Genomic DNA, 12,666 nt, shown 5'->3' on the forward strand with positions numbered 1-12,666 from the left:
CGCACGGTCCGGCTCTCAGTGAGCGCGCCCTTGGTGGTGGCGCTAGCGTCGCCGTATGAAGCCCACTTGGGAAGAGCTCGCGCCGGGAGTCGTACGACGCCGGATGCCGGGCTGGGACGAGACGATCGGGGCGGTCGCCGGTTCTGCGGGGGTGCTCGTCGTCGACACCGGCGCCACTCTGCGTGACGGCGCGGAGACCCGGCGGCAGCTCGTTGAACTCTTCGGGCTGCCGGTCACACATGTGGCGCTGACCCATCCGCACTTCGACCATGTCCTGGGCACGGCCGCCTTCGCCGGGGTGGAGGTCTACGGCGCGGTCGGCACGGCACTCCTGCTCTCCGGTCACCGCGCCGTGGAGGAGCTCCGTGAGGACGCCATCCGGCATGGTGTCGACCCCGACGCGGCGGCTGAGGCCGTGGATGTCCTGGTCGCCCCGCACCACCAGGTGTCCGGGGAGCTGACGCTGGCGCTGGGTGAGCGCCAGATACTGCTCGCCAATGTCGGCCCCGGGCATACCTGCCATGACCTGGCCGTTCTCGTACCGGGCGAGCCGGAGGTCGTCTTCTGCGGCGACCTCGTCGAGGAGTCCGGCGACCCCCAGGCCGGTCCGGACGCCCAGCCCGGCCAGTGGCCCGCCGCGCTGGACCGGCTGCTGGCGCTGGGCGGCGAGGACGCGACGTATGTGCCGGGGCACGGAGCTGTGGTCGACGCGGCCTTCGTACGCGCCCAACGGGACCTGCTGGCAGGGCGCTTCGCTCATCCGTAGGACAATGGCGTCCATGCGAAGCAGGCGGTACAGCTCGGATCTCACGCCCCCATGGCAGCGGAGCAAGCCGGTGCCGGAGGTCCCGGCGGAGCCGGATCTGGTGGTGGAGGAGGTCACCACCGGCTTCTGCGGGGCGGTGATCCGCTGCGAGAAGACAGCCCAGGGCCCGACCGTGACGCTGGAGGACCGCTTCGGCAAGCACCGGGTCTTCCCCATGGAGCCACGGGGCTTTCTGCTAGAGGGCAAGGTCGTCACGCTGATCCGGCCCCGGCCCGCCACTGCCACCACACCCACCGGACCTGCCCCACCACGGCGCACCGCCTCCGGCTCCCTCGCCGTGCCCGGCGCCCGGGCCCGGGTGGCCCGGGCGGGGCGTATCTATGTCGAGGGCCGCCATGACGCGGAGCTGGTGGAGAAGGTGTGGGGCGACGATCTGCGGATCGAGGGCGTGGTCGTGGAGTATCTGGCGGGCATCGACGACCTCCCGGCCATCGTCAAGGACTTCTCGCCCACCCCCGAGGCCCGCCTCGGCGTCCTGGTGGACCATCTGGTGCCGGGCTCAAAGGAGTCCCGTATCGCCGCAGCGGTGACCGATGAGAACGTCCTCATCGTCGGCCACCCCTACATCGATATCTGGGAGGCGGTGAAGCCGGCGTCCGTCGGCATCGGCGCCTGGCCCCGGGTGCCACACGGCCAGGACTGGAAGACCGGGGTCTGCCGCGCGCTGGGCTGGCCCGGGAACACGGGAGCCGCCTGGCAGCGCATCCTGAGCGCCGTCACCTCATACCGCGACCTTCAGCCCGATCTCCTCGGTCCGGTGGAGCGGCTGATCGACCATGTGACGGTGGGCGGCCCCACCGGGGGCAGCTAGTCCACCAGATCCCGGACGACCGCGTCGGCCAGGAGCCGCCCTCTCAGGGTCAGCGCGGCCCGGCCGCTGTCGTACGCGTCGGGCCGCAGGAGACCGTCCCCCAGCGCCCGCCGCGCGGCCGCCGCCCCAGCGGGGGCGAGGAGATCCAGCGGGCATCCCTCCACCAGCCGCAGCTCAAGGAGGACCCGCTCAATGCGACGGTCCTGTGCCGTGAGGACTTCCCGCCCCGCCCCCGGCGACCGCCCTTCCGCGAGGGCCTGCGCGTACGCACCCGGATGCTTGACGTTCCACCACCGCACCCCACCGACATGGCTGTGCGCTCCGGGGCCCGCGCCCCACCAGTCCGCACCGGTCCAGTACAGCTCATTGTGCCGACAGCGGCCTCGGTCGGTCGTCGCCCAGTTGGACACCTCGTACCAGCCGAAGCCCGCGGCCGACAGCGCCTCCTCGGCGATGAGATAGCGATCGGCGTGCACATCATCATCGGTCATCGGCACCTCACCACGGCGGATGCGCCGGGCGAGCTGCGTACCCTCCTCGACGATCAGCGCATACGCGGAGACATGATCCGGCCCGGCGCCGATCGCGGCGGCCAGCGATGCCCGCCAGTCATCGTCGCTCTCCCCCGGCGTGCCATAGATCAGGTCCAGATTGACGTGCTCAAACCCGGCCGCCCGTGCCTCGGCGACACAGGCCTCCGGGCGGCCCGGCGTGTGTGTACGGTCCAGCACCTTCAGCACATGCTGCCGGGCGCTCTGCATCCCGAACGAGACCCGGTTGAAGCCCGCCTCCCGCAGCCGGGCCAGATACGCCGGGTCCACGGACTCGGGATTCGCCTCCGTCGTGATCTCCGCGCCTTCCGCAAGGCCGAACTCATCCCGGATCGCGGCGAGCATCCGCCCCAGGTCCGCGGCGGGCAGCAGCGTCGGGGTGCCGCCCCCGACGAACACGGTCTCGACCGGCCGGGGATCATCTCCCAGCACCTTGCGGGCGAGCCGGATCTCCTCGGCGAGCGTCTCGGCGTAGTTGTCCCGTGAGGCGAGTGCGCCGCCGGAGCCGCGCAGCTCACTGGCCGTGTAGGTGTTGAAGTCGCAGTAGCCGCAGCGCGTCGCGCAGTACGGCACATGCAGATAGAAGCCGAGCGGGCGCTCGGCGCTGCCCTCCAGGGCATGTGCGGGCAGCGTCCCGTCGTCGGGCATGGGGTGCCCATCGGGCAGTGCGGATGGCATACGCCCATTGTCCGGCATCCGTACCCGCCCCAGGCCCGGCGGCGGGTTTCCCCTATGCCGCCCCTTCCCGGCTGTACCGATATGCCGCTCCGCCGCACGGCGGGGCTTCGCCCGGCTGCGGGGGTGCCGGTGGTGGGTTTCCCCGTACCCCGCCCCTTCCCGTAACCGGGGCTTTGCCCCGGGGCCCCGGGGTTGGCCCTGTGCGGGCCGTGGCCGGGTTGTGCCCACCCACAGCCCCTCGCGGGGCTGCGAGTGCCCACAACACGGGGCGGGGGTCTGGGGGCGTCAGCCCCCAGTTTCGGGAAGGGGCTGGGTTAGGGGAACTCCCTCCGCCGACAGCGGCGCTCAGCCACTACCGACGGACGGAGTCCAGAGCTGGGAAGCCCTCGAGGCGCCCCCGGCGCCGAGAGGCGCGAGGGCGCCGTTAAGGAGGGGCGGGCGCCGTTAAGAAGGGTGCCTCCCTCTTACGCCTCGCGGGAGCCCTCGTACATCTCCTCCAGCAGATGGCCGAACTCCCGCTCCACCACCGGCCGCTTAAGCTTCAGGCTCGGCGTGAGCTCACCATGCTCGACATCGAGATCACGCGGCAGGATCCGGAACTGCTTGATCGTCTGCCAGCGCTGCAGCCCCTCATTGAGCCGATCCACATAGCCGCTGATCAGCTCGCGCACCTGTTCCGAGCCGACGACCTCCGCATAGCTCTTGCCGTCCAGACCGTGCTCCTCCGCCCAGCCCATGATGGCCACCTCGTCGAGGGCGATCAGCGCGGTGCAGAAGTTACGGTCGGCGCCGTGCACCATGATGCTGGAGACGTACGGACACACCGCCTTGAACTGCCCCTCGACCTCGGCCGGGGCGACGTACTTACCGCCGGAGGTCTTGAACATGTCCTTCTTGCGATCAGTGATCCGCAGATAGCCGTCGTCGGACAGCTCACCGATATCGCCGGTGTGGAGCCAGCCGTCGGGCTCCAGGACCTCGGCGGTCTTCTCCGGCAGCCCGTGGTAGCCCTGCATGATGCCCGGGCCACGCAGCAGGATCTCGCCGTCGTCGGCGATCCGGACCTCGCAGCCGGGCAGCGGCTTGCCCACGGTGCCGGTGCGGTAGGCCTCGCCGGGGTTGACGAAGCTGGCGGCGCTGGACTCGGTGAGGCCGTAGCCCTCCAGGATGTGGATGCCGGCGCCGGAGAAGAAGTAGCCGATGTCCGGAGCGAGCGCGGCCGAGCCGGAGACGGCGGCACGCAGTCTGCCGCCGAAGGCGTCCCGCAGCTTGGTGTAGACGAGCTTGTCAGCGATGGCGTGCTTGAACTTGAGTCCACTCGGCGCGGAAGCGGTACCCGTGCGGCGAAGGTTCTCCTGGGTGACCCTGCCGTACTCCCGGGCAACTTCCGCCGCCCACTTGAAGATCTTGTACTTGGCGCCCCCGGCCGCCCGCGCCTTGGTGGCGACTCCGTTGTAGACCTTCTCGAAGATGCGTGGCACCGCGGCCATATAGGTCGGCTGGACAACGGGCAGATTCTCAATGATCTTGTCGATACGGCCGTCGACGGCCGTGACATGACCGGCTTCGATCTGAGCGGCGGTCAGTACCTTGCCGAAGACATGCGCCAGCGGAAGCCACAGGTACTGCACATCTTCGCTGGCCACAAGCCCTGCCTGGACGATCGCCTTGGCCATGTACGACCAGCAGTCATGCGGCAGCCGCACGCCCTTGGGTTTACCGGTGGTGCCCGAGGTGTAGATGAGAGTCGCCAGCTGGTCGGGCTGGAGTGAGGCGACGCTGTCCTTGACACAGTTGGGGTGCTTCTCCAGATACGCCGAGCCGCGCTGCATCAGCTCGTCCAAGCTGAGCACCCAGCCCTCCGGGTCAGCGAGGTCCGTACGGCCCTCCCCCTCAGCGTCGATCAGCACGACATGCTTGAGATTGGGCAGCTCGGCACGGCGTTCCCGCACCTTGGCGAGCTGAGTGGTGTCCTCGGCGATCACCACTTGGCTCTCGGAGTCAGCGAGGATGTACGCCGTCTCCTCGGCGTTGGTGCTGGGGTAGACGGTGGTGGTGGCCGCTCCCGCGCAGAGGATGCCCAGGTCGGAGAGGATCCAGTCGACCCGGGTGTTGGAGGCGATCGCGACCCGCTGCTCGGGCTGCACGCCCAGATCCATCAGTCCGGCGGCAATGGCGAAAACCCGCTCTGCCGCCTCAGCCCAGCTGTACGATTTCCACTCGTCCGGTCCCTCACCGGTGGCGGGGGGCACGGGGTAACGGTACGCCTCTCCGGCCGGGGTGGCTTCGATCCGCTCCAGGAAGAGCGTCGCCACGGAGGGCGGCCGGTTTTCGATCATTGATTGCGTGTCGGTCACGACATCCTCCGGGGCCCGCTGCTTTGCTGGTGACTCACGAGTAACTCTCGAGCGGTGATCAGACTAGAGGCCCCGGCCCCCGTACGTAAGGGGCTGTGACCTGCCCAATTTGAGTCACCGAAGGTAGCCGCACGCGCACCGCGAGCAAACGGCCCGCCCCGGCGTCAGCCGACGGGCAGGCCACCCAGCAACGAGTTCCCGCCATCGCCCGCGAGGAGCGGGTTCAGGGTGGTAGTGGTGTCGCACACCTGCTCCACCACGCCACCCGGCTGAAGGTCGTACTTCGGGTAGCGCTCCCCGAGGTCCACCGTGACGTTGTCCGCGGACGTGTTCAGGCCCTTGAGCGTGCCGCAGACCAGGCCGTCTTCGGCCAGTGCGGATTTCAGAGCGAGCCCGCCCTGGTCGGCTGCCGACACCGGCGAAGCCGCGACGCCCACGGCCATCATGGAGCCGACGACGACAGCGGCGGCCTTCGAGTTCCTCACTTCAGTATCCCTTCCGTAGCGACATCCGCCCTACGTAACGAGACGCATCCGCATCTGGGATCACTGAAACCAAACGGTTTCCGCCAACTCACCCGAACAGCCGCAGCGGCTTATTTCTTGGACTTGGCCTCGCCGCCGCTGTCATCGGTGGAGAGAGCAGCGATGAAGGCTTCCTGGGGGACCTCCACCCGGCCCACGACCTTCATCCGCTTCTTGCCTTCCTTCTGCTTCTCCAGCAGCTTCCGCTTACGGGAGATGTCACCGCCGTAGCACTTGGCGAGAACGTCCTTGCGGATCGCGCGGACGGTCTCCCGGGCGATGACCCGGGCGCCGATGGCGGCCTGGATCGGCACCTCGAAGTGCTGCCGCGGAATGAGCTCACGCAGCTTCGTGGCCATGCGGACCCCGTACGCGTACGCCTTGTCCTTGTGGACGATCGCGGAGAACGCGTCCACCTTGTCGCCGTGCAGCAGGATGTCGACCTTGACCAGGTCTGCGGACTGCTCGCCGGTGGGCTCGTAGTCGAGCGAGGCGTAGCCACGGGTCTTGGACTTGAGGGCGTCGAAGAAGTCGAAGACGATCTCGGCGAGCGGCAGGGTGTAGCGCAGCTCCACCCGGTCCTCGGAGAGGTAGTCCATGCCCTGGAGGTTGCCACGGCGGGACTGGCACAGCTCCATGATCGCGCCGACGAACTCGCTGGGGGCCAGCAGCGTCGCGCGGACCATCGGCTCATGGACCTTGTCAATCTTGCCGGTGGGGAACTCGCTGGGGTTGGTGACGACATGCTCGGTGCCGTCCTCCATGTCCACCCGGTAGATCACATTGGGCGCGGTAGCGATCAGATCAAGCCCGAACTCGCGCTCCAGCCGCTCCCGGATCACCTCAAGGTGGAGCAGCCCGAGGAAGCCGACGCGGAAGCCGAAGCCAAGGGCGGCCGAGGTCTCCGGCTCGTAGACCAGCGCGGCGTCATTGAGCTGGAGCTTGTCCAGGGCGTCGCGCAGCTCCGGGTAGTCGGAGCCGTCCAGCGGATAGAGGCCGGAGAAGACCATCGGCTTGGGGTCCTTGTAACCGGCCAGCGCCTGGGTGGCGCCCTTGTGCTGCTGGGTGATGGTGTCGCCGACCTTGGACTGGCGGACATCCTTCACACCAGTGATCAGATAGCCCACCTCGCCGACGCTGAGCCCGTCCGCAGGGGTCATCTCGGGCGAGTTCGTGCCGATCTCCAGCAGCTCATGGGTGGCGTTGGTGGACATCATCCTGATGCGCTCGCGCCGGTTGAGCTGACCGTCGACGACCTTCACATAGGTCACCACGCCCCGGTAGGAGTCATAGACCGAGTCGAAGATCATCGCACGGGCGGGGGCGTCCTTGACACCGACCGGGGCCGGGACGAGCTTGACGACCTCGTCCAGCAGCTCTTCGACACCCTCGCCCGTCTTGGCGGAGACCTTCAGCACATCCTCCGGCGCACAGCCGATGAGGTGCGCCAGCTCAGCGGCGAACTTCTCGGGCTGGGCGGCCGGGAGGTCGATCTTGTTGAGGACCGGGATGATCGTGAGGTCGTTCTCCATCGCCAGATAGAGGTTGGCGAGGGTCTGTGCCTCAATGCCCTGGGCCGCGTCCACCAGCAGAATGCAGCCCTCGCACGCGGCGAGGGAGCGGGAGACCTCATAGGTGAAGTCAACGTGGCCCGGGGTGTCGATCATATTGAGGATGTGCGGGCTGCCCTCGTCCTCGCCCTGCGTGGGCGACCAGGGCATCCGCACCGCCTGGGACTTGATCGTGATGCCGCGCTCACGCTCGATGTCCATACGGTCGAGATACTGGGCGCGCATCTGTCGCTGCTCGACGACGCCGGTGAGCTGGAGCATCCGGTCGGCAAGCGTCGACTTGCCGTGGTCGATGTGCGCGATGATGCAGAAGTTGCGAATCAGCGCCGGGTCGGTACGGCTCGGCTCCGGCACGTTCGAAGGGGTCGCGGGCACGCAGGGGTCCTGTCAGGGTCATGGCTCGGATCGATACGTCGGTTCCTATGGTCCCATGAGAGGCGTGCAAGGTCCGGATTGGGAGGCCGAAGGGCCTGCTGGTAGGCTGGGCGACTGTGCCTGGTGCCCTCTTTCATAGGTCCACACCGGCACCGAAACAAATTCTCCGAACCTGAAAAGGCTCATTCGTGGCGAACATCAAGTCCCAGATCAAGCGGATCAAGACCAACGAGAAGGCCCGCCAGCGCAACAAGGCGGTCAAGTCCGAGCTCAAGACCGCGATCCGCCGGGTGCGCGAGGCCGTTGCTTCCGGTGAGGCCGAGAAGGCCACCGAGGCCGCTCGTACCGCGTCCCGCAAGCTCGACAAGGCCGTCAGCAAGGGCGTGCTGCACAAGAACAACGCCGCCAACAAGAAGTCGGCGCTGGCCCAGCAGGTCGCCTCGCTTCAGAAGTGATCCGCGGGGGCTCCGGCCCCCTTCCGCCGGTACGGGCTCAGCGGCCCCCTCTCTCTAGCCGCTCCGACCGGTACACAACCCAAAGCGCCGCACGCGGCCTGCGTTCGCCACGCGGGTGCGGTGCACTCAGCAGGATCTGTCAGGACCTTGTCCGGAGGCCCCGCGTCCCCTTTCCCCAGGGGGTGTTGGGGCCTTCGGTGTGCCGACGGGTATGTTTCTTCGCATGTCCATACCGGGGGAACAGCCAAACCCTTACGCGCAGTCCGGCTCACATCCGTATACGCAGCCGCAGCCCACCATGGCCTACGGAGCGGCGATGCCGCCGCCCGCGCCACCAGGGCCACCCGCCGCACCACCCTCCCCACCGCGCAAGGGTCTGCCCGGCTGGCTGTGGGGCGTAAGCGGGGCCTTTCTCGCCTCGGCCGTCTGGACCGCAGCGATGATCGCCACCGGTGGCTTCGGGGAGAAGGAGCCCGAGTCCGATCTGGCGGGCTACCACTTCCACAGCGATATGTGCCGGGCCTTCGACCGCTCCGCCCTGCGGGGGCACTACTCGGAGGACACGGACCGCGAACCCACCCAGTACTCATCCGAGCAGGACGCCCTGGACTCCAGCTACTGCAGCGTCCGGCTGAAAGCGCCCGGCGCCCGCAGCTACGACACAACGTATGTGAGCTTCCAGGTGGCCTGGCACAAGAGGGCCAATCCGGAGGGCGAGTTCGAGGCTCGGATGCGGGAGTACGAGCACCGCGAGAGCAAGACCGCGGACTATGAGGTCGAGGCGGTCGACGGGCTCGGTGAGGAAGCCTTTCTGATCACCGACCGGAGCAAGCGCAGCGACAAGGTGCGCTGGGCCAAGCTGGCGGTGCGGGACGGCTGGGTGGAAACCACGCTGGACTGGAACGACCTGTCCAGCGCCACCAGGACCGAGCAGCCGACCAAGGACCGGCTCCGGGACATGCTGACGTCCGATACGAAGGCCACGCTTGAGGCGCTGAAGAAGGAGCCGGAAGGCTCGGCGGGCTCAGCGGACGCGGACGACGCCGATGACGCGGACAGCCCTGACGACTCCAGCACCCCGGAAAACACCGCGCCGCCCAAGCGCGGCGAGGGCGATATCTGAAGCAGTCTGAGTCAGCGGGAGCGAGCGGCCCGGGAGATGGTGACCACCGCCTTCTCCAGGGCATACGCCGGGTCGTATCCGCCGCCCTTGATCGCCGCGTCGGCCTCCGCCACGGCACGCAATGCCACGGCCACGCCATCCGCGGACCAGCCCCGCATCTGCTGCCGGACCCGGTCGATCTTCCACGGGGGCATACCCAGCTCCCGGGCGAGATCGCCCGGACGCATTCCGCCGGGCGCGGAGGCCAGCTTGCCGATGGCCCGCACGCCCTGGGCCAGGGCGCTGGTGACCAGAACCGGGGCCACCCCGGTGGCCAGCGCCCAGCGCAGGGTCTCCAGCGCCTCAGCGGCCCGGCCCTCAACGGCCCGGTCCGCGACGGCGAAGCTGGATGCCTCGGCGCGGCCCGTGTAGTAACGGGCGACGACCACCTCGTCGATGGTGCCCTCGATATCCGCGGTGAGCTGCGCACAGGCCGAGGCCAGCTCGCGCAGATCGCTGCCTATGGCGTCGACCAGGGCCTGGCAGGCCTCCGGGGTGGCCGAGCGGCCCACCGAACGGAACTCACCCCGTACAAACGCCAGCCGGTCGGCGGGCTTGGTCATCTTGGCGCAGGCGACCTCCCGGGCGCCCGCCTTGCGGGCGGCGTCCAGCAGCCCCTTGCCCTTGGCGCCCCCGGCGTGCACCAGCACCAGGGTGATCTCCTCGGCGGGGGCGGCGATATACGCCTTGACGTCCTTGACCGTATCCGCGGGCAGATCCTGCGCCTGCCGTATGACGACGACCTTGCGCTCGGCGAAGAGCGAAGGACTGGTCAGCTCGGCGAGCGTGCCGGGCTGAAGCTCGCCGGGCGCGAGGTCCCGTACATCGGTGTCCGCGTCGGCGGCGCGGGCGGCATCGATCACTTGCCGCACGGCACGGTCAAGGAGCAGATCCTCCTGGCCGACGGCGAGCGTCAGGGGCGCGAGCAGGTCCTCGGACGGGGACTTCTTGGTCTTCGGGGGCATCGCGTCCAGCATCCCACGCCCCTCGGACAGCCTTGGAAAGCCTCGGACGGCCTCGGAAAGTCTCGTACAGGCAGAATGACCCGGTGAACGATGTACATCATGTGCTGGTGCTACCCGACCGTGACGCCGCCGAGGAGGTAGCCGAGGAACTGACCGAGAGCTTTGCGCTCCCGCAGGAGCCGCAGTTGGTCCGCGACGCCCTGGCCGGGGAGGACGACGCGGAGGACGCCCAGTGGCTGGTCGTGATCGAGGATCCCGGGGCCTGCTGTGACCCGGCGAGACTGGATGCCTTGGCCGCCGGACACGATGGCTGGCTGGAGCGGGAGTAAGGGGGCTCCCCGGCGTCTCGTACTGCGGACCCCTCGCTGGACCGGTCACGCGACGTGGCTACGCTGCATATATGAGCCGCGCACTCCAGCCCACCCCCGTCCTCGACACCGCCCGCCGCGCCAAGCAGGCCGCCACCATACTCGCCCCGCTGCCCCGCACCGCCCGGGACGAGGCGCTGCTCGCGATCGCCGACGCGCTGGTGACCCGTACGGGCGAGATCGTCGCCGCCAACAGCGAGGACATCGCCAAGGCCCGCGCCGCCGGCACCCCCGAGGCGATCATCGACCGGCTCACCCTGAACCCCGAGCGGATCGCGGCCATCGCCGCCGATGTCCGCGATGTGGTGGCCCTGCCCGACCCGGTCGGGGAGGTGGTACGCGGCTCGACCCTCCCCAACGGTCTGGAGCTCCGCCAGGTCCGGGTCCCGCTCGGTGTCGTCGGCATCATCTATGAGGCCCGCCCCAACGTCACCGTGGACGCCGCCGCGCTCTGCCTGAAGTCCGGCAACGCCGTACTGCTGCGCGGCTCGTCGTCCGCGTATGCCTCGAACACGGCCCTGGTCACCGTCCTCCGGGACGCGGTAGCCGCCGTGGGGCTGCCCGCCGACGCTGTACAGCTCGTCCCCGGGGAGAGCCGGGACAGCGTCACCGAGCTGATGACCGCCCGCGGTCTGGTGGATGTGCTGATCCCGCGCGGCGGCGCCTCGCTCATCAAGACGGTCGTCGAGGGCTCCACCGTCCCGGTCATCGAGACCGGCACCGGCAACTGCCATGTCTACGTCGATGAGCATGCCGATCTCGATATGGCGGTGGACATCCTGGTCAACGCCAAGGCCCAGCGCCCCAGCGTCTGCAACGCCGCCGAGACCGTCCTGGTGCACGCCGGGATCGCGGACGCCTTCCTGCCCCGCGCGCTGGCGGCGCTGACCGAGGCCGGGGTGACCGTGCACGGCGATGAGACATGGCAGAAAGCCAGCGACGCGGTGGTGCCCGCGACCGATGAGGACTGGGCCACCGAGTACCTCTCGTATGACATCGCCGCCGCCGTGGTGCCCGATCTGGACACCGCTGTCGCCCATATCCGGCGCTGGACCTCCGGACACACCGAGGCGATCATCACCCGGGACACGGCGGCCGCCCGCCAGTTCGTCTCCCTGGTGGACTCGACCGCGGTCATGGTCAATGCCTCCACCCGTTTCACCGACGGCAGTCAGTTCGGCTTCGGCGCGGAGATCGGCATCTCGACACAGAAGCTGCACGCGCGCGGACCGATGGGGCTGCCGGAGCTGACCTCGACCAAATATGTGGTCACCGGTGATGGGCACGTGCGCGACTGAGGAAGGAATTCTTTTTCTCCCTGCCCCGATTGACCGAACCGGTCTAGGCTGGTTCATGTGCCGGACGACGTGGGGGGCCAGCCGTTCCCGGACGGCGAGGAGCCCGAGAGCCGCGACCACGGGGCAGCGGACGATGAGTTCGCCTCCGTGGTGCTCGACGAGGAATTCGTACGGGCCGCCGAGGTCCATGAGCCCACGGCCGCAGAGCGCATACTGGCCGCCGCGCAGTTCCGTGCCGAGTCCGAGGCAATACCGCCGTATGAGGAGGGCTACGGCTACCGCCCGCGGCCGGACAGCGAATTCGAACGTGACGGCTTCGATGACGACGTCTACGACCGGGACCCGGACGAGGACGACGAGGGCCGCTTCGACCGCAGCGACTACGGCGAGTACACCGAATACGCGGAGTACGTGGCCGGGCGGCCGGACCCGCGTGGCGGCCGGGGCCGTATCCGCTGGCAGCGCCCGGTCGCCTGGGTGCTCGCCGTCGTCATGGGTGTCGGCATGGTCGCGATCGCCTTCGCCGCGGTCTACCGCGGCACGTCCACCCAGCGCGAGGAACCCACGCCGCCGCCCGTCAGCGAGATGGACTCCTCGGTGAACGGGCCACCTGGAGCGCTGCCCTCCATCTCCGCCGACACGCAGGCCCCGACCTCCGCAGCGGAGCCGGACTCCAGCTGACCGGCGACCGCCGTGAACTTGTCACGTAACAGCGCGTTTACGAG

The 12,666-nt window shown here is 68.9% G+C and carries 12 protein-coding genes; 7 read left to right on the plus strand and 5 right to left on the minus strand.

Annotated features, from left to right (window positions below; translation table 11 throughout):
- Window positions 1-55 precede the first annotated feature (55 nt).
- Both test1122_RS06320 and test1122_RS06325 read left to right on the plus strand, forming a co-directional pair.
- Window positions 56-766, plus strand: coding sequence for an MBL fold metallo-hydrolase (locus tag test1122_RS06320; RefSeq protein WP_232268172.1), 711 nt, complete (start codon window positions 56-58; stop codon window positions 764-766).
- A 13-nt stretch (window positions 767-779) separates the two neighbouring features.
- Complete coding sequence (locus test1122_RS06325; RefSeq protein WP_232268173.1) at window positions 780-1,637, plus strand: DUF3097 domain-containing protein; 858 nt, start codon at window positions 780-782, stop codon at window positions 1,635-1,637.
- Here the strand turns inward: test1122_RS06325 and hemW are convergent.
- The 4 genes from hemW to lepA form a co-directional block, all read right to left on the minus strand.
- A complete protein-coding gene (hemW, locus tag test1122_RS06330; RefSeq protein ID WP_232268174.1) occupies window positions 1,634-2,866 on the minus strand; it encodes a radical SAM family heme chaperone HemW in 1,233 nt (410 codons plus the stop codon). The genes test1122_RS06325 and hemW overlap by 4 nt on opposite strands.
- 464 nt (window positions 2,867-3,330) lie before the next feature.
- Window positions 3,331-5,223 (minus strand): AMP-dependent synthetase/ligase, encoded by a 1,893-nt coding sequence (locus test1122_RS06335; RefSeq protein WP_232268175.1) that lies wholly within the window; start codon window positions 5,221-5,223, stop codon window positions 3,331-3,333.
- Window positions 5,224-5,387: 164 nt separating this feature from the next.
- Window positions 5,388-5,708: a hypothetical protein gene (locus test1122_RS06340; RefSeq protein WP_232268176.1), complete on the minus strand. Its 321-nt coding sequence runs from the start codon at window positions 5,706-5,708 to the stop codon at window positions 5,388-5,390.
- Between the two features lie 110 nt (window positions 5,709-5,818).
- Window positions 5,819-7,693 (minus strand): translation elongation factor 4, encoded by a 1,875-nt coding sequence (lepA, locus tag test1122_RS06345; protein WP_232268177.1) that lies wholly within the window; start codon window positions 7,691-7,693, stop codon window positions 5,819-5,821.
- A 188-nt stretch (window positions 7,694-7,881) separates the two neighbouring features.
- Between lepA and rpsT the strand changes: the two genes are divergently transcribed.
- Both rpsT and test1122_RS06355 read left to right on the plus strand, forming a co-directional pair.
- Window positions 7,882-8,148, plus strand: coding sequence for a 30S ribosomal protein S20 (gene rpsT / locus test1122_RS06350; RefSeq protein ID WP_232268178.1), 267 nt, complete (start codon window positions 7,882-7,884; stop codon window positions 8,146-8,148).
- 223 nt (window positions 8,149-8,371) lie between these two features.
- The gene (locus test1122_RS06355) at window positions 8,372-9,271 is read left to right on the plus strand and encodes a hypothetical protein (RefSeq protein ID WP_232268179.1); all 900 of its coding nucleotides are present in this window, start codon (window positions 8,372-8,374) and stop codon (window positions 9,269-9,271) included.
- Between the two features lie 11 nt (window positions 9,272-9,282).
- Here the strand turns inward: test1122_RS06355 and holA are convergent, their stop codons facing one another.
- Window positions 9,283-10,287: a DNA polymerase III subunit delta gene (holA, locus tag test1122_RS06360; RefSeq protein ID WP_232268180.1), complete on the minus strand. Its 1,005-nt coding sequence runs from the start codon at window positions 10,285-10,287 to the stop codon at window positions 9,283-9,285.
- 71 nt (window positions 10,288-10,358) lie between these two features.
- On the opposite strand from holA, the gene test1122_RS06365 reads away from it, so the two are divergent.
- The 3 genes from test1122_RS06365 (at window position 10,359) to test1122_RS06375 (ending at window position 12,622) form a co-directional block, all read left to right on the plus strand.
- Window positions 10,359-10,604 (plus strand): hypothetical protein, encoded by a 246-nt coding sequence (locus test1122_RS06365; protein ID WP_232268181.1) that lies wholly within the window; start codon window positions 10,359-10,361, stop codon window positions 10,602-10,604.
- Window positions 10,605-10,675: 71 nt separating this feature from the next.
- Window positions 10,676-11,941, plus strand: a complete 1,266-nt coding sequence (locus tag test1122_RS06370) for a glutamate-5-semialdehyde dehydrogenase (RefSeq protein WP_232268182.1) — start codon at window positions 10,676-10,678, stop codon at window positions 11,939-11,941.
- Window positions 11,942-11,998: 57 nt separating this feature from the next.
- Window positions 11,999-12,622, plus strand: coding sequence for an SCO2584 family spore wall biosynthesis protein (locus test1122_RS06375; RefSeq protein ID WP_232268183.1), 624 nt, complete (start codon window positions 11,999-12,001; stop codon window positions 12,620-12,622).
- Window positions 12,623-12,666: the final 44 nt, after the last annotated feature.

The sequence above is a fragment of the Streptomyces gobiensis genome (assembly GCF_021216675.1).
In the GTDB taxonomy this organism is placed as follows: domain Bacteria; phylum Actinomycetota; class Actinomycetes; order Streptomycetales; family Streptomycetaceae; genus Streptomyces; species Streptomyces gobiensis.